Raw genomic sequence first — 17,190 nt, forward strand, 5'->3', positions numbered from 1 at the left:
CGCGCGTCCGCACATCCCGAGGTCTCACCCCCATGTCTTCTGACGCCTATGTCGTCGTGTCCGGCCTGTCCTTCTCCTGGCCGGACGACACCCCCGTCTTCGACGGTCTGTCCGTCTCGTTCCCCGGTGGCCGCACCGGGCTCGTCGCCCCGAACGGCGCCGGCAAGTCCACGTTGCTCAAGCTCGTCGCGGGCGCGCTGACGCCGGCCGAGGGCAGCGTCACGATCGACGGCGTGCTCGGCTACCTGCCGCAGGACCTGCCGCTCACCGCCGGCCTGACCGTGGCCGAGGTGCTCGGCGTGGCCGCGGTGCTGCGCGCGATCAAGGCCGTCGAGTCCGGTGACGTCGACGAGGAGCACTTCACCACCATCGGCAACGACTGGGACCTGGAGGAACGCACCCGCGCCCAGCTCGACCGCCTCGGGCTGGCCGACCTCGAGCTGGACCGGCGGCTCGGCACGCTCAGCGGCGGCCAGGTCGTGTCCCTCGGGCTCGCGGCCCAGCTGCTGAAGCAACCGGACGTGCTGCTGCTCGACGAACCGACCAACAACCTCGACCTCGACGCCCGGCACCGCCTCTACGACGTGCTGGACGACTGGCGCGGCTGCCTGCTGGTGGTCAGCCACGACCGCGCGTTGCTCGACCGCGTGGACCGCGTCGCCGAACTGGATGGCGGGGAGATCCGCTTCTACGGCGGCAACTTCAGCGCCTACGAGGAGGCGGTGGCGGCCGAGCGCGAGGTGGCGGAGAAGAACATCCGCAGCGCCGAGCAGGAGGTCAAGCGCGAGAAGCGGGAGATGCAGCAGGCCCGTGAACGCGCCGCCCGGCGTGCGTCGAACGCCCAGCGCAACCTGTCCAACGCGGGTCTGCCGAAGATCTTCGCGGGCAACATGAAGCGCAACGCCGAGGTGTCCGCCGCGAAGGCCGACGGCACGCACGCGGCCCGGCTCAGCGCCGCGAAGACCCGGCTTGACCAGGCCGAACGCTCGTTGAAGGAAGAGCAGCGGATCAGCGTGGAGCTGCCGCAGACCGCCGTGCCCGCCGGGCGCACGCTGTTCACGGGCAGCGGCGTCCGGGTGCGGGACCTGTTCGACGGCGCCGACCTGGTGATTCGCGGCCCGGAACGCATCGCGCTGGCCGCACCGAACGGCGGCGGCAAGTCGACGCTGCTGCGGGTCGTCGAGGGGTCGCTCACGCCGGACAGCGGTGAGGTGAAGCGGGCGGACGGCCGGATCGCGTACCTGTCGCAGCGGCTGGACCTGCTCGACGACGGGCGCACGGTGGCGGAGAACCTGGCCTCCTCCGCCCCGGCGATGCCGCCGGCCGAGCGGATGAACCTGTTGGCGCGCTTCCTGTTCCGCGGTCCGCGCGCCCATCTGCCGGTCGGGGTGCTGTCGGGCGGTGAACGGCTGCGGGCGACGCTCGCGTGCATCCTGTTCGCCGAGCCCGCGCCGCAGCTGCTGCTGCTCGACGAGCCGACGAACAACCTCGACCTGGTGAGCTCCGGCCAGCTGGAGAGCGCGCTGAACGCCTACCAGGGCGCGTTCGTCGTCGTGAGCCACGACGAGCGGTTCCTGAACGAGGTGAGGATCGACCGCTGGCTGCGCCTGGAGGACGGCAAGCTGCTGGAGGCCGCTCGTGGCTGAAGCGTTGAGGTCCGGGGCGTTGAGGTCCGGGGCGTTGAGGTCCGGGGCGTTGAGGTCCGGGGCGCTGACGTCCGGGGCGCTGGTGGCGCACGAGCTGGTGCGCGGTTTCGGTGGCCGCCGGGTGCTCGACGGGCGGCGACCGTCGCTGAGGTGGTCGACGACGCCCTGGCCGAGGCCCGCGCGGACCTGGAGTCGCTGGACCGGCTCGGTGCGTCGCTCGCGGCCGCCCCCGACGACTCGCAGCTGCTCGCCGCGTACGCCGACCAGCTTGAACGCGCGCAGCAGCACGAGGCGTGGGACGCGGACCGGCGGGCCGAGATCGTCCTGTCCGGACTGGGGCTGGGTGACGTGTCGCAGGACCGGACGCTGGGGTCGCTCTCGGGCGGCCAGTGCCGGCGTCTGTCGCTGGCCGCGCTCGTGCTGCGCAGGCCGTTGGCGTTGTTGCTGGACGAGCCGACGAACCACCTGGACGACGCGGCGGCCGTGTTCCTGCAGGAGCAGCTGCGCGAGCAGCCGGGGGCGGTGGTGCTGGCGAGCCATGATCGGGCGTTCCTCGACGCGGTGTGCACGGACCTGGTGGACCTCGACCCGGCGGTGGAGGGGCCGGTCCGGTTCGGCGGCACGTACAGCGAGTACGTGGCGCGGCGGCGGGCCGACCGCGAGCGCTGGGAACGGCGGTACGCCGAGGAGCAGGAGGAGCTGACCGCGCTGCGGACGGACCTCGACGGGGTCGCGCACCGGGTCGCGCCGAACCGGGCGATGCGCGACAGCGACAAGATGGGCTACGGCGTGCGGGCGAACCGCGTGCAGAGCCAGATCTCCCGGCGGGTCAGGAACACGACACGGCGGTTGGAGGAGCTGGAACGCCGCGTGGTGCCCGCTCCCCCGCGGCCGCTGCGGTTCCACGCGGCGCTGGCGTCGGCGCAGGCCGCCGGCACCGGCGACGTCCTCGTGTCCCTGCGCCAGCTCCACGTCCCCCACCGGCTCACCCTCGACGTCCTCGACGTCCGCGAAGGCACCCGCCTGCTCGTCACCGGGCCCAACGGCTCCGGCAAGTCGACCCTCCTGCTCGCACTGGCCGGCCGCCTCGACGTCACCGGAGTCCAGCGCCGCCCGGACCTCCGGATCGGCCTGCTCGACCAGAACACGACGTTCGAGCACCCGCGCCGCACCGCCCGCGCCACCTACGGCCGGGCGCTCGGGGCGGAACGGGCCGAGCAGGTGCCGCTGGAGTCGCTGGGCCTGCTGCACCGGTGGGACCTCGGCAAGGCGGTCGGCACGCTGTCGGTCGGCCAGCGCCGCCGCCTCGCGCTCGCCCTGCTCGTGGCCGACCCACCGCGAGTGCTCCTGCTCGACGAGCCGACCAACCACCTGTCGCCGACGTTGTGCGACGAGCTGGAGGACGCACTGGGTCCGGGGCCGGGTGCGATCGTGGTCGCGAGCCACGACCGGTGGCTGCGACAGCGCTGGGAGGGAACGGAGATCACGCTGCAGGCGCGTTGAGCGGAGCCGGTCGGGCCGGGCGTGTGGTCCGCAGCAGGGTGCGAGCCGGGTGGTCGCCGCTCAGCTGCGGGGCGTGGTCCCGACGGCCAGCACCCGCTTCATCAGGTCGCGCTTCGCCAGCACCCGCCGGGCCTCGTCCTGCAACGACACCATCGCCGGGTCGGGGTCCGGCACGGCGAGTGCTTCCAGCCACAGCTGCTTCTCGTTCTCGTACCAGTCCTGCCTCTCCTGCGTGCTGACCGCGGCGAACCCGGCCTCCTGCAGCAGCGGCGACAGGTCGAGGTCGCGGATGAGCGGCGAGACCTTCTCGTCGCCCTGTTCGACGGGCTGCCAGCAGGTGATGACCAGGCGGCCGCCGGGGACGAGCACGCGGTGGCACTCCTGCAGCACGGCGAGCTTCGACGGTGCGAACTGCAGGGCGTCGATGATCACCACCGCGTGGACCGACGCGGTCGCCAGGCCGGTGGCGGCGAGGTCACCCACCCGGAAGTCGCCGCCGTGGCGGGCTTTCGCCTGCTCGATGGCGACGGGAGAAGTCCACGCCGATGAGCGACGCGCCGGTGCGGCGGGCGATCTCCCGGCCGTAGCCGCCGCGGCCGCACGCCAGGTCCAGCAGGGTCGTGCCCTCCCGCAGGTCCAGCAGCTCCACGACGTCGTCGATCGCCTGACCGGTGAGCAGGCTGGTGGACTCCAGGTCCGGCGGCAGGCCGAGCACGCGCCGCACCAGGTCGTCGGCGACGGCGGACTCGCCGCGGTCGGCGTACCAGCGGTCGAACTCCTCGGCGGTCGGCATCGTGACAGCCTTCCACGAGCGGCAGGTGCTAGCGGAGCAGTTGAACGAGTTCGTCGACGACCGGCTCGGGTGCGCCGTTGGTGGCGTGGGCGACGACGAAGAACGGCGCGATCACCCGTGCCCAGGCGAACAACCGGTCGCCGTCGAGGTCGCACGCCGCCGCGATCGCCGCACAGCGCGCCTCCACACCCTCGTGACCTGCGCCCATGACGACCAGGTCGACCGCGTCGAAGCACGGATCTCCCACGCACGTCTTGGGATCCACCGCCAGGAGCCCGCGCGCCGGGCCGCCGTCGAGCGCGTTGCCGGGGTGCAGGTCACCGTGCAGCAACACGGGTGTGCGGGTCGTGTCGAGCAACCTCGCGCACTTCTGCATCGCGCGCGTCCAGTCGAGCGGGCTGATCCGCGCGGCCACCACAGGGTTGTGCAGACGACGGCCCACACGCGCGAAGGCCTCCTCGCACCGCTCTCGCAAGGTGCCGATCCGCTCGGGCACACCGACTCCGTGCAGCGCGGCCAGCAGACCGGCCCACAGCGCGGGCAGCGCGTGAGCGGGCAGGTCCTCCGCGAGCGTGCCGGGCCGCACCTCCTCCAGCACGACCGCACCGGACTCCTCGTCGAACGCGAGCACCGCCGGCACCCGGCCGGACGGGGCGAACAGGGCGAGCGCGGCGTGCTGGCGTTCGCCCAGCGCCCGGTCCTCGCCCACCTTGAGCACGGCCGGTGTGCCGTCGGGCCACCGGCAGCGCAGCACGGCGGCCGACGAGCCGCCCTCGAACGGCGCACCGAGCTCGAGTCCCCAGCGGGTGGCCAGGCGGGTGGTCGTGCGGTCCAGGTCCACCGTGATCACCTTTCCGGATCGGCCCGCCCCAGTCGAACGGTCAGATCAGTCCCGCACGCATGGCATAGGCGACGGCGTGCAGCCGGTTGCGCAGGTCGAGGCGGCTCATGACGCCCTGGATCACGTACTTCACCGTGCGTTCGGAGTAGCAGAGCACGTCCGCGATCTCCCCCACGCCCATGCCGTCGGCCATCAACCCCAGCAGGTCGCCGATCTGCGCCGGGGACAGCACAGCGAGCACCCCCTGTGTTCCCGCGGTCCGTGCAACCACGAAACCGCCAGGGGGTGCCGCTGCGGGGAAACGGTTTCCGCCGGTCTCAACTGGCGTCAGGAACCGCCGTACGGGTTGGCCGCCTTGCGCGCGGCGTAGGTCAGCATCGGCTTCACCTTCGCCCAGTGGCCGTCCTGGCAGGAGTAGGCGGGCAGGAAGCCGGCGCAGTCGCCCTGCCAGTTGCCGACCTCCCAGGTGAAGTGCGGGACGCCGAGCTCGCCGTACACCCAGTCGTCGATCGAGCCGCCCGCGGTGTAGAGCAGCTCACCGGGCTGCCCGTACTGCCAGTCGGGACCGGCGAGCTGCGCCATGTCCTTCGCCATGGCGCGCAACGGTCCGTCGTTCGGCGAGGGCGTCGTCGTGTACCCCCAGGGCAGCAGCACGACGTTGAGCGCGCTGTGCATGGTGACGACCATGCCGCGGGTGTCCGGATCGGCCGGCGTGGTGTCACCGGGGCCGCGCTTGTCCGGGAAGAGCGAGCGGAACAGCTTCTCCAGCGCCTTGGTCTCGACCTCGGAGTCGGGCTCCGGGCCGCGGTAGATCTGGCTGCACGGGTCGCTGGACGTGCCGTTGTCGCCCCACTGCACGCTGAGGTTGCGGTTGAGGTCGATGCCGATCTGCGCGGACGGGTCCTCGGCGGTCGGGCACTGCCGGGGACCGTTGGTGTGGTTGGCGTTCTTGCGCTGCAGGACCGGTGTGTCGCCACCGGACTGGACGATGTGGACGCCGTCGGGGTTGGCGATCGGGATGACCCAGACCTCCGTGGTGTCGAGCAGCTCGGTCACCTCGCGGTCGCGGCCGTAACCGGTGGTGAGATGGTCGATCCAGCGCCACGCCATGTCGCCGGTGGTGATCTCGCGCGCGTGGATCTGCGCGGACACGAGGAACCGGGGCTTGCGCGCGGTCGGCGTGAGCCGGCAGTCACCCGGCGTCTTCCTGGTGAGGCAGATGGCCTTCAGGTCGTAGCCGCCCGCCCCCTGGGTCTTGCGCCACGAGTCGCCGTAGTCGACGACCGTCGCGAGCCGGGCGTACCGGAAACCGACCTGGTCGAGGTGCCTGTGGTGCGCCTTGAGCGTGCGGTAGCCGCCGTAGTAGGTCTCGTTGATCCCCGTGCCCCGCGTGCTGGGCGCAAACCGCGACGGTGGCATGACCTTCTCGACGGTGCCGGGGAACCCGGCGGCCGCGAGCTTGCCGTGCACGTCCTTCGTCCCCAGCACGAACAGGTCGGTGCCGTCGCGCTGTTCGAGCACGTCGAACCCCTGCGCGAGCAGGTCCTGGGCCTTCTGGCCGAGCGGGGCCTGCACGCGGTAGACGTAGGTCTGCCCGTCCAGGACCGGCTCGGGTGCCGGTGGCGCCGCCACCGACGTCCCTACCAGGAAGGCCACGCTGGCGGCGCCCGCCAGCGCCAGGCTCAGCCGTTTCATCCCGACTCCCCTCGTGGTTGATCACACACGCCTCCCGGCGACCCTATCGACGGTCACAACCCTGTGAAGGGGGTGCCGGACTCGGGACCACGCGCTTCGAGTCCGTGGAACGCCGCGCGGTGCGTTCCGGCGAGGCCGAGATCGCGCGCGACCGGGACTGCCGGGAGGCGTGGCTGCTCAGCGTGGACGGCACCCGATGTCCTATGTGGACCTGGCGAACCTGGCACGGTACGTGCACCACACCCGGCGCGGCTCCGAGCAGCTAATGGCCGACGCCGACGCCGAGCTGGTCTCGCTGGTCAGCGGCTATCTGCCGGTGCCGGTCGGGATCGAGGTGCTGGCCGTGGGCGGGACGGTGATCGTGACCGGGCGGCGCCCGGAGCTGTCCCGGCTGGTCGAGGTGATCACCGAGCGGTTCGGCGAGCCGGTGGTGATCGCGGACCAGGACGTCCTCGGCAACGCGGTGGTCGTGTCCTCTACGGCCGGGTGAACACCAGTAGGAACGTCTCCAGCAGCTTCTTGCGACCCTTCAGCTCCACCCGCCCGTCCCGCGCGGCGCGGACGATCATCCGGTAGGAAGCCGGCTCGTCGTCGGCGAGCTGGGCGGTGATGGTGAGGTCCGGCGGTCGCGGCGCCGGTCCGATGCCGGAGGCGAGCTCGCCGTCGGTGACCACGGCGTGCACCACGAGCTCGCGGGCGTGCAGCTCGAAGGACGCGGTGAGCCCGGTCGCCTCCTCCGGCCGGAAGGAGGCCCGCATGTTGAGCACCGCCCCGTCCGGCGTGACCCGGTCACCCGGCTGCGGGTCGCCGAGCTGCGTCGAGCCCCAGCGGCCGAGCGCGAGCAGAGCCGGTTCCAGCTCCTGACCGACCGGCGTGAGCGCGTAGACCACGCCGCGCTGGGGTGCCGGGGCCACCTGACGCTCGACGATGCCGGCCTGTTCGAGCTCCTTGAGCCGGGTGGACAGCACGTTCGAGGGGATGCCGGCGAGCCCGTCCTGCAGGTCGGTGTACCGGCGTGGACGCACGGTGAGGTCGCGGATGACCAGCAGCGCCCACCGCTCGCCCACCAGCTCCAGGGCGCGGGCGAGACCGCAGTGCTGACCGAACTCACGTCGCTTCACGTTCCCACCATAGCAAGCTTGCTTGGTTGTGGTTCGTTAGGTTTACTGAAGTTCACTTGCAAAAATGAAGTGGACACGGCTACCTTCGTCCGCATGACCGCAGTCCAGGACGCACAGATCACGAACCCGTTGCCGCGCAGGAGTTCCTGGCCGTACGCACCGAAGTCGGCAGGCTTCGCCGGCATCTCGGCGGCGATGGTCGCCGTCCTCGTCGCGGCAGGCGCACCGACCCCGTTGCTACCGATCTACCAAGCGCGCTGGGGCTTCCCGGCCTGGCAGCTGACCCTGGCGTTCGGCGTCTACGCGTTCTCGCTGCTGGTCGCGATCCTGGTCATCGGCTCCCTGTCCGACCACGTGGGCCGCCGCCCGCTGATGATCGCCGCACTGGCCCTGGACCTGGTGGCGATGCTGGTGTTCCTGTTCTCGGCATCAATCGGCTGGCTGATCGTGGCGCGCATCGTGCAAGGCGTCGCAACAGGTGCCGCGTCAAGTGCGCTGAGCGCGGCCGTGGTCGAACTGGCACCGGAACACCGCAAGAAGCTCGGGGCCATGATGACGAGCCTGGCCCCGTTGGCCGGCTTGGGCATCGGCGCACTGTTCTCCGGCTTGCTCGCCCAGTTCGCCTCCGACGCGGCGTTCGAGGTCTGGCTGGTGCTGACCATCGTGATGGCCCTCGGCACCCTCTTCACCCTGGTCACCCCGGAAACCGCCACTCGCAAGCCAGGCGCGCTCGCCTCGCTGCGGCCACGTGTTGCTCTGCCGGTGCAGGTGCGCGGCCTGTACCTGTCCGCACTGCCCGGCATCATCAGCGCGTTCATGATGATGACCCTGTTCATGGGCCTCGCCCCGGTCGTGCTGGTGACCGTGTTCGCCGTCCACAACCCACTCGTCGGCGCCCTGGCCGCCTTCGTCAGCTTCGCCGCCGGCACCGCCGCCTCAGCCTTCACCTCCGCCGTCCGCCCTCGCCGTCTGCGGGCGCTGGGCACGGCCTCGCTGGCATTCGGCTCACTCCTGTTCGTCGCCGCCCTCGGCACCCACGCCTTGCCGCTGATCTGGGCATCCGCCCTGTTCTGCGGCCTGGGCGTGGGCGCGTCGTTCGCCGGCACGACCCGTGGGCTGGTTCCCGAGGTCCAGCCCCACGAGCGTGCGGGACTGTTCACCGCGATCTACACCGCCGGGTACCTGGCGATGGGCGTCTCGGCGGTGGTCGCGGGGGCGCTGGTCGGCGTGGTCGGGGTGGCGGCGATGGCGACCGGGTTCAGCACCGTCATGGCCGCCGTGGCGTTGGTCGGCGTGGCCGCGACCAGGATCAGGGCCAAGAGCTGATCGCGCCTTTGCACCCGGCAACGACGCTTCGCCCGATGCCGCGGAATGACAGGCGGTCCTGTCGTAGCCGGTGTGGTCGAGCACCTCGCCGATCACACCGGGTTACCACTTGTGCTTGTGGTTGGCGCGATGAATACCGCGCAACGCCCGGACCGGCGTCCAGCGCACCAGCGTAGCCCCGAAGAAAGCTTGCCAAGGCAGGTCGTCCAGCCAGCCTGTGACGTGGTTCGCGTGCTTCCAAACCTCGTCGAGCAACACGTTGGCCCGGCGGTTGTCGCCGTCATGATCTCTGAGCTTCAACGCTATCGCCAACTCGAACTGCGTCCGCAGCGTCTCCGGGTGCACGATACCGAGCGTCGTTAGTTGCCCGCGATGTGCGGTGCCCAGCTCGTCCGCCCCTTCGACGATCTCGCCCAGCTGAGAATGTGCGAGTCCCCGCACATAGTGCTCGCGCAGCACCAGAGGATGGTGCTCGCCGAGTCGTTCGCGCACCACTGGCAGCAAGACCGCGGTGCTGTCCAAGGCCTTCTTCGGTTGACCGTGCGAGATCAGCGCCCAGTCCGCGTTGACCCTGCACGCCAGCACCTTCGCGTTCCGCGCGCCGTACTGCTCCTCCAACTCGTCTGCCAGCCGGAGGAACCGCGCCTCGGCCTCCACCCACCTGTCCGGTCTGGCCTTGAGCTCGGTGAACTGCAGTTGCAACTGCGCGGTTGCCAGCACGTATTCGGCCTCTGCCGCCGCCGCGTGGTGCTGTTGCTTCTTCGCCGCGAAGTGGTCGAGCACTTGCCGCGCGTTGCTCCTGGCCGCGTTCTGCGCTCCGGTGAGCAGTTGGATGTGCGCGAGCTCGATCAGCGCCAACAGCCTCAGGTCCTCGGACGACCTCAACTCCGGCGTCGTCAGCAACTCCTCCAGAGCGGCCGCGCTCGCCTTGAGCACCCCGCGCAGGCGCTGTCCCCGGATCCACCTCAAGCGAACCTTGACTCGCTCAGCCTCGGTCAGACTGTTCAGAGTGGCCGCGTCAGTCGCGGCCCGCCAGTGCGGTTCCGCGTCGGCGAACCGGCCGAGTGCGTCCAACGTGGAAGCGTGCACGCACGACAGCAGAACCCTCTCGCGGCCCGAACTGGACAGGAACGCTCGCGAGGTCATCGTCACAACTTCTTCGTATTCGCCGACGTCGTAATGGTCGGCCGCCGCTTCCAGCACGATCTGCGGGTCTCCCGGGCCCGCTGCGACCAGCCGGTCCAGGTACCTGGCCGCCGAGCCCAGCCGCCCGTCCACCCGCAACTCCCGCGCGATGAGCGGCAACAAAGCATTGACGGTAATCGTCTCGACGATCGGCTGTTCAACGAGGAAACGAGCGTGGCGCACCAGGAGGTTCCAGTCCTGTTCCCCATGCCCTGCCCGACCGGGACGCAGCACGGCCACCAGATGCTTCGCATAGGTGGACGCGATCCAATCAATCGTCCTGGCGTCGAGGTGGCTGCGCACGGCTTGTCTGATCAGACCGTGTGTTTGCCAGGCCGCACCCACCTGCCGCACCAGCAACATGGTCTGCAGCGACTCCACCGACTCGAGGACCCGATTCTGGTCCATTCCGAGGCTGGACAACAGGTTTCGAAGCTGACGAGCTGGCATCGCAGCCGGACCGCACGCCGCGAGGACTCGCAACGTCGCCCGTTGATACTCGTCGTCCAACTCGTCAAGGCGGTCGACGAAGATCTCCGCGACCTTCGTCATCGTGTCCGAGGTGCCGTCCAGAACACGGCCGACGTGCTCGGTCAATGTGGTCAGGCCACGTCGGGCGGTCGCGGACCTTGCCAGCGCCGACAGGGCCATCGCGTGGTTGTCAACGGCGGTGGCGAGTTCCCGCACCTGCTCAGCCTCTGGACCATTCTCATCGAACGGGTGCAGGCGGTGGACCAGCACCATGGACTCGTCGTCGGTCAAGCCGCCGAGCCGCACCTCCTGGCCGAGGGCTGCGTACTCGGTGTGCTCAGAGATGATCAACAAGAGCACGTCGACGTTGTCGAGAGCGGCGCCGAAGTCGCCTATGGGCAGACCTGCCGGGACACTGTCGATCACGACCAGCGCATGCCCCTTCGACGTGAGGAGCGTGTTGTTCGCCTCGGTCACGACGTCACGGAGTGTGCTCTGCGCAGTAGGACCGGTGGCGTCAGCCAGATCGACCCGGATCACCACCTGGTACGCATGAGCGAAATGCATGATGTAGTCGTCCGCAAGAGTCGTCTTGCCGACCCCTCGGAGTCCCGTCAGCACCGCGATTCCGTTTGTGGGCTGATGTGTCAGCCTGTAGCGCTGCGCGTGCAACGCCCTCTCCAGTCGCCACATCGCGCTGTAGCGACGCACTTTAGGTGCGACGCCTGGGCGGCCGCCGACCATGCGTGGCAACGCGGAGAAGTCGATTCCCTTATAGGTGCCGGTGAGCCGTGCAAGATGGCGCTCGACCTCGTCAATGATTCGAGCGAGGTCCGCATCACCTCCATCGTCCGTGAGGTAGATCTGGTCTTTCAGCACAGCCGGCTGGACGTGCGCTTTGGACGACTCAGGATTGATGACCACCGTACGCATCTGCCCGCCCTCACGCACATCAGCTGACAGCGCCTGCATGAGCTCGAACTGGCACGCGTGACGCAGTTCGTAACGTTCCGAGTAGTAGACCAAGCACAGCGTACTGGTTCGCAACGCCTCCTCGACGTTGGCGGACACCGGATCCCCGAAGCGGTTGCCCACCCTGTCGATGAACGTGTCGTGCCCATTCGCTGCCAACCGGTCGAGTATCTGCACCATGCGGGCCAGCGATGGGCCCGAGTAGGAGCCGAAGATCTTTTTTCCAGAGCGGGACGAGTGCGGCACGCTCGAACGATAGCGCGCAGTCCACATGAACCTGCGGAAGCGCGCAGATCACGCGTCGCGAAGGCTGCCTATTATCTCTCGCACGGAATTTGCGAGAGAAGAGCCTGCTCGCTCGTAAAGGTGCACTGCTGCGTTGAACGATGATTCGGCATCCGCACGCCGTCCGGTTGCGAGTGCCACCTCACCCAGCACCCAATGCGCCTTGGCTTGTTCCCGTACGCTACCGCACGATTCCGCGTGCACGAGAGCCTGCCGCAGCGCGATCTCCGCTCGTACATGATCGGCAGTTCGCTCCCGTGCTGTGCCGAGGATGTTCCCCGCCTGCGCGATGTCGAGGCCGTGCTCACCCGCGAGCGCAAGACTGAGGGCCTCCTCCGCGCAGCGCACCCCCTCGTCCAGCTGTCCGAGCGCAAGATAGGTGTTCGCCATGCTCCTCAAGGTGATGCCGCTGTTGCGGCTCAGCCCGGCGTCGAGGTAATAGCGCAGCGCGTCCTGCTGATAAAGCAGAGCTTCCTCGTACCGTTCCTGCCTGCTCAGCAACGCACCGATGTTCGCCAGGCAGTCGCTCATTCCCCGGAACTCACCGATCGCTTCGAACAGCGCGTGCGCCTGATGGTGCTCGTCAACAGCTTCGTCGAACCGCCGGACCGCAGTCAGCACCATGCCCAGATTGTTTCGTGTCAGCGCTTCCGCGCGTTGGTCACCGAGGCGCAACGCCGACCGCAGCGCGACCTGGTGCGTCTGGAGCCACGCATCCAGTTCCCTGGCGAGATAGAAGTACCCGCGGAGCGTGTAGGCAAGCTGCCAGATGTATATGTCCAGGGCCGGATCATCCACTTGGAACAGTGCGAGAAGGACCGGAAGCTCTGCCCGCATCCAACTCCTCGCCGCTTCAGCGTCCACGTGGGCGACGCCCGTGGACGCATCGGCGGCAGCGGCATCTGCGACCTGATACCGGTTCGGTGTGATCAACCGATCCGCACGCACCGCACTCGCCAGGTAGTGGTCGAACAAGCGACGCACCGCTCGGCCGTCGTCACCGTGCAGGTCCGCCAACTCGGCGGCGTAGAACCGCAGCACATCGTGCATCATGTAGACCCCGGGCCTCGGCTCTGAAACCAAGTGTTGCCGCACCAACCGGTTCAACGACCTGGTCGCTGCCGCAACGTCCAACTCGGCGGCTGCGGCGAAAGCGGCGATGTGCACAGACCGGCCGGGCAACCGCCCGATCAACCGAAACGCAGCAGAGGCATCTGACGGGAGATCGCGGTAAGACCGGGAGAACGCCGCCCGCACCGAAAACGCCGGGTCGTCACCGCTGAGGAGGTCGAGACGCCGCCTTTGGTCCTCCAACTCCGCGGCCACCTCGGTCAGTCGCAATGCCGGACGACCGGCCGCGTGGTGCGCGAGCACCGTCAAGGCCAGCGGCAGCCCTCCGCACCGGTCGACGATCCGCACCGCCGACGACGTCTCCGCCGCGACACGGCCACCGATCGCACGCGAAAGCAGCTCGACGCCGACGTCATGGACAAGGGTTCGAGCGTGATCCGCACCGCAGCAGCCTGGACAGCGACGCTGGTCAGCTGGCTCCTGCTGGTGACCACGACCGCACACGTGTCACTGCCGGGCAGCAACGGACGAACCTGCTCCGCCGAGTGCGCGTTGTCGAGCACCATCAGCACACGACGTCCGCTCAACAACGTCCGCAGGTGAGCCGCCCGTTCAGCCACATCCGTCCACTCGTCTGGCCGGGACACCCCAAGTGCCCGCAGGAATGCCGACAACGTCGTCGCAGCCGCTGCCGGCTCATCGCCACCCAGATCCGCGAACAGCTGCCCATCGGAAAACCGGTCCGCGACCGAGTGCGCCCACCGCACCGCAAGCGCCGACTTGCCGATGCCGGGAAGGCCGGAGATCACCGCGACGGACGGACCCGCGGACGTGCCGAGCAGGTCAAGACGGCGGAGCTCCGCTGCTCGTCCGGTGAACTGGGCGACGTCCGCAGGCAGTTGACGAGGTTGCGTGGACGGCCCTCCCACCTTGCCGGTGGAAACGTGAAGACCCCCGTGGACCGTACCGACCTGGGCAGCGGTTCCTGCCCCGTAGCTCAGGTTGATGACCGGGAAGCTCTCGACGGCACCTGCTTCGCCCACTGCGATACCTCCCCGGTGTCCGCTCTTGTCCATCGTGACGATCATCAGTTGGGAATTCAGCCCCCGATCCGGCGACAGCGCGGTTGACCAGCGTCGAGAACACCGGCTTCGAAGCCCGTCAGGTGAAGGTCAAGGTCGGTCGAACTCCGGGATCAGCTCCCCGATCAGCCTGATGCTCGTCATCACCTCGTCCGCCCCGATCGGCCCGATCTGCTGCAGGCACATCAACCGGTCGATCCCCAGGTCCGCATACGCCTGCAGCTTCTTGCGGCACGTGTCCGGGCTCCCGACGATCAGCGACTGCTGCGCCGACAACACCTCGAACAGCTCGTCGTCGGGCACGTCCTCACCCTGCAGGACCCGACCGATCGCGAGCTGCGCGTCGGTCGGCGCGGCGTCCGCCTCGGCGCGCAGGAACTCCCCGGTCAGCCCGCCGTCGCCCGCGGCGAGGATGTCCTGGTGGCGTTGCATGGTCGCGGCGAACTCGGCGGCGGCGTTGAAGAAGCGCAGGGCCGTGACCGTGTACCAGGCAGCTGCGGCGGCGGCACCGTTGCGCATGGCCTGTTCGTCGGTCTCGGCGCAGTGCACGAAGGTGAAGTAGGCGACCTGGTTGTTGACGAACGAGCCCACCGGCGAGGTGCACTCCGCGGCGGCCGCGCGGTAGAGGTCGATCATGCGGGCCACCCGGTCGATGGACTCCCAGATGGTGGTGCCGAGGACACCGACGCCGCGACGGCCGGCCTCCTCGAACGACGTCGGGGAGGCGGCGGCTTGCCAGAGCGGTGGGTGCGGGGTCTGCAGGGGCTTGGGGACGACCGAGACCTCGGGGACGTCGTAGTGCTGTCCGGTGTGCGAGAAGCGGTCGGTGGTCCACATCTTCGGCACCATCTCGAACGCCTCCGCCGTCTGGGCGCGGGCGTCGGCGGGCTCGATGCCGAAGAGGTTCCACTCGGGAATGGTGGAGCGGGTGAGGCCGAGCTCCACGCGGCCGCCGCTGAGGTGGTCGAGGGTGGCGGCGCGCTCGGCCACGCGGATCGGGTGGTTGAACCGGCCGGGCGCGAGGACGGCCGCGTGCCCGAGGCGGATCCGGGAGGTCTGCTGGGACAGGGCGGCGAGCATCAGCTCGGGCGCGGAGGACAGGCTGAACTCGCCGGCGCCGTGGTGCTCGACCTGCCACCAGCACCCGTACCCGAGCTCGTCGGCGAGGCGGGCCTGGTCGATGGCCTGGCGGAAGCGGAACTGCTCGGGGGCAGGGCCGGGGTTCTGGATCTCGTTGAACAGGTCGATCTTCATCGGCACACCCTCACCTCGTGCGGACACCACGGCTGATGTCTCTCTGAGCGATCAGGTCGTTACGTCTCCCATGCAAATGCCGCGGAACGGTTTTATCTTGGTCGACACTGAAACTATGGAGAACGCCGCAAATCGGTTATCGGGGCTGTGGGACGTGAGCGCGCCGGACGAGGTGCTGCTGCGGCTGGACGATGACGTGAGGGCTGCCGGTGCCGCCAATCCCGCGCTGCCCGCCGATCGACTCCGGCAGGCGTTGGCCGACAAGTTGCCCAACATCCGCCAAACAGCCGCGAGCAACCCTTCCCTCACCGCCGCCGAGATCGGACAACTGTGCACCGGCGCCCGGGGAGATCCGGCATGATCACCCGATGGGGAACCTCCCGGTGCTGTGCGGCCTCGCCGCCAACCCGTCCGCGCCGCACGCCGTTCTGCTGAGGCTGGCGGATCACCCGCAGCGCGATTCGCTGTTGCCGTCCGCCGCCCTCCTCGACCGCACCCACCTGCCCGCGCCGGTGGCGGAGGTGCTGGCCGTTCACGACAGCGCCGACGTGCGCCACCGCCTGGCCGCCCACCCGTCGACTCCGGAGGCGGTCCGGGTCGCGCTCGCCGGGGACGACGACCCCGACGTCCGCCGCGAGGTGGCGCGGTGGCCGGGTTCTTGGCTCGACCGTCCCCACTACGGCGATCCCCTGCCTGCGGAGCCGTTGCCCGAGGAGGTCTACCTCCGCCTGGCGGCGGACCCAGACGCGGACGTGCGCAGCGCCTTGGGACAGAACCACTACATCCCTCAGGCCGTACGCGTCGTACTGGCCGGCGACGACGACTCGTCCGTGCGCAGCAGTGCTGCCCTGGACGAGATGCCGGCTGAGGTACTGCACGGCCTGATGGCTGACCAGGACCGCGATGTGCGCATCACGGCGTTGCGAACAACCGGCATCTACACGCCAACGGCAACGATCACACCCGAGCTGGCCGCGCTTTACGAGGACGAAGAGTACTTCTACGACTCCGCCGTCACGCTCGTCGAACTCAACCCCGAGCTCCTGGCTCGCCTGCTCACCAATCCGAGCCTGCACCGTGCGCTCGCCGCAAACCCAAGCCTGCCCATCGAGCAGATGCAGGTCTTCCTGCAAGACACTGCTCTGCGCGTCGCACTGGCCGATAACCCCCACCTGCCAGAGCCGATCCTCGAAGCCCTGGTAGCCACGAACGACCCCGCTGTCCACAACACCCTCCTGCGCCGATCGGACCTGCCGAGCCGTTTCCTGCAGCGCCTGACCGCCTTCGACGACAACAGGGTGACGGTGTTCTCACTGATCCCCGCCCGCGCGAGCACCGACGAACTGCTGCCCTACCTCGACCACCCGAACCCGAACCTGCGCTACGCGGTGACCCTCGCCGACGACCTGCCACCGTCAGCCGTGCAACAACTGGCCGCGGACCCTGACGTGCACATCCGCTTCGCCGTGTGCCTGCGCTACGACGACGTGCAACCGGCCGTGCTCGTCGACGTGCTCGACCAGCAATCGGGCCGCAGCCGCCTGGGGTTGCTGCGCCATCCCCGGCTACCGGTCGAGACCGTGCGCCGGCACGCCCGCGCCGAGTGGGTGCTGGAGCGGCACGCGATCGCCGACCGTGCGGACCTGCCGGCGGACCTGGTGCTGCAGCTGCTGGAGGACGACGAACTCGTCGTGCGCGAGGCGGCGGCGGCGAACCCTTGTCTGCCGCACGACCGGCTCCGGCAGCTGCTGGCCGAGGCGGGGCCGTCGGTGCGGCAGGCGGCCGCGAGCAACCCCTCGCTCAGCGCCGGTGAGATCGAGGAGCTGCTCGCGACCTGCTGGTAGATCGACTGGATCGTCACCGGTCTCGTGTAATCCGGGCCGGATCCGTAACAGCAACCTGAAGACCGTCGATGTCACCGATCACCACCCTCCAGCACTCCGAG

At 69.4% G+C, this 17,190-nt stretch carries 15 protein-coding genes and 1 pseudogene; 6 read left to right on the plus strand and 10 right to left on the minus strand.

What is annotated here, in order from left to right; translation table 11 throughout:
* The first annotated feature begins 32 nt into the window (after positions 1-32).
* Positions 33-1,646: an ABC-F family ATP-binding cassette domain-containing protein gene (locus BBK82_RS38235; protein WP_065919296.1), complete on the plus strand. Its 1,614-nt coding sequence runs from the start codon at positions 33-35 to the stop codon at positions 1,644-1,646.
* A 150-nt stretch (positions 1,647-1,796) separates the two neighbouring features.
* Complete coding sequence (locus BBK82_RS38240; RefSeq protein ID WP_065919297.1) at positions 1,797-3,149, plus strand: ATP-binding cassette domain-containing protein; 1,353 nt, start codon at positions 1,797-1,799, stop codon at positions 3,147-3,149.
* A 60-nt stretch (positions 3,150-3,209) separates the two neighbouring features.
* Here the strand turns inward: BBK82_RS38240 and BBK82_RS52045 are convergent, their stop codons facing one another.
* The 5 genes and pseudogenes from BBK82_RS52045 to BBK82_RS38265 all read right to left on the minus strand — a co-directional run bounded on the left by BBK82_RS52045 (position 3,210) and on the right by BBK82_RS38265 (position 6,478).
* Entirely contained in the window at positions 3,210-3,632 is a 423-nt protein-coding gene (locus tag BBK82_RS52045) for a class I SAM-dependent methyltransferase (protein ID WP_065919298.1), read from the minus strand.
* Positions 3,625-3,942, minus strand: coding sequence for an SAM-dependent methyltransferase (locus BBK82_RS52050; protein ID WP_065919299.1), 318 nt, complete (start codon positions 3,940-3,942; stop codon positions 3,625-3,627). The genes BBK82_RS52045 and BBK82_RS52050 overlap by 8 nt, the downstream gene beginning before the upstream one ends.
* A gap of 28 nt (positions 3,943-3,970) precedes the next feature.
* Positions 3,971-4,783 carry an aminoglycoside phosphotransferase family protein gene (locus BBK82_RS38255; RefSeq protein ID WP_237047801.1) on the minus strand — a complete coding sequence of 271 codons (813 nt, stop codon included), beginning with the start codon at positions 4,781-4,783 and terminating at the stop codon, positions 3,971-3,973.
* A gap of 40 nt (positions 4,784-4,823) precedes the next feature.
* Positions 4,824-4,991, minus strand: a pseudogene (locus BBK82_RS38260) (helix-turn-helix domain-containing protein); the annotation flags it as partial.
* Between the two features lie 119 nt (positions 4,992-5,110).
* A complete protein-coding gene (locus BBK82_RS38265) occupies positions 5,111-6,478 on the minus strand; it encodes a M14 family zinc carboxypeptidase (RefSeq protein ID WP_065919301.1) in 1,368 nt (455 codons plus the stop codon).
* Between the two features lie 169 nt (positions 6,479-6,647).
* On the opposite strand from BBK82_RS38265, the gene BBK82_RS38270 reads away from it, so the two are divergent.
* Positions 6,648-6,968, plus strand: coding sequence for a hypothetical protein (locus tag BBK82_RS38270; RefSeq protein WP_154697758.1), 321 nt, complete (start codon positions 6,648-6,650; stop codon positions 6,966-6,968).
* On the opposite strand, the gene BBK82_RS38275 is transcribed toward BBK82_RS38270, so the two are convergent.
* Complete coding sequence (locus BBK82_RS38275; protein WP_065919303.1) at positions 6,955-7,599, minus strand: winged helix-turn-helix transcriptional regulator; 645 nt, start codon at positions 7,597-7,599, stop codon at positions 6,955-6,957. The two genes, BBK82_RS38270 and BBK82_RS38275, sit on opposite strands and share 14 nt — an antisense overlap.
* A 93-nt stretch (positions 7,600-7,692) precedes the next feature.
* On the opposite strand from BBK82_RS38275, the gene BBK82_RS38280 reads away from it, so the two are divergent.
* Positions 7,693-8,925 (plus strand): MFS transporter, encoded by a 1,233-nt coding sequence (locus BBK82_RS38280; RefSeq protein ID WP_065919304.1) that lies wholly within the window; start codon positions 7,693-7,695, stop codon positions 8,923-8,925.
* A gap of 102 nt (positions 8,926-9,027) precedes the next feature.
* Here BBK82_RS38280 and BBK82_RS38285 read toward each other — a convergent pair whose 3' ends face one another.
* From BBK82_RS38285 to BBK82_RS38300, 4 genes are all read right to left on the minus strand, one after another.
* Entirely contained in the window at positions 9,028-11,799 is a 2,772-nt protein-coding gene (locus tag BBK82_RS38285) for a tetratricopeptide repeat protein (protein WP_071812764.1), read from the minus strand.
* 48 nt (positions 11,800-11,847) lie between these two features.
* Entirely contained in the window at positions 11,848-13,257 is a 1,410-nt protein-coding gene (locus tag BBK82_RS38290; protein WP_071812765.1) for a tetratricopeptide repeat protein, read from the minus strand.
* On the minus strand, positions 13,215-13,952 hold the full coding sequence (locus BBK82_RS51060; RefSeq protein WP_170068034.1) for an NB-ARC domain-containing protein: 738 nt from the start codon (positions 13,950-13,952) through the stop codon (positions 13,215-13,217). The genes BBK82_RS38290 and BBK82_RS51060 overlap by 43 nt, the downstream gene beginning before the upstream one ends.
* Before the next feature lie 129 nt (positions 13,953-14,081).
* Positions 14,082-15,245 (minus strand): LLM class flavin-dependent oxidoreductase, encoded by a 1,164-nt coding sequence (locus BBK82_RS38300; protein WP_065921687.1) that lies wholly within the window; start codon positions 15,243-15,245, stop codon positions 14,082-14,084.
* Between the two features lie 115 nt (positions 15,246-15,360).
* On the opposite strand from BBK82_RS38300, the gene BBK82_RS38305 reads away from it, so the two are divergent.
* Together BBK82_RS38305 and BBK82_RS38310 are read left to right on the plus strand one after the other, a co-directional pair.
* Entirely contained in the window at positions 15,361-15,606 is a 246-nt protein-coding gene (locus BBK82_RS38305; protein WP_154697760.1) for a hypothetical protein, read from the plus strand.
* A 7-nt stretch (positions 15,607-15,613) separates the two neighbouring features.
* A complete protein-coding gene (locus BBK82_RS38310; RefSeq protein ID WP_065919309.1) occupies positions 15,614-17,089 on the plus strand; it encodes a hypothetical protein in 1,476 nt (491 codons plus the stop codon).
* The last annotated feature ends 101 nt before the right edge of the window (positions 17,090-17,190 follow it).

The organism is Lentzea guizhouensis, assembly GCF_001701025.1.
Lineage (GTDB): Bacteria > Actinomycetota > Actinomycetes > Mycobacteriales > Pseudonocardiaceae > Lentzea > Lentzea guizhouensis.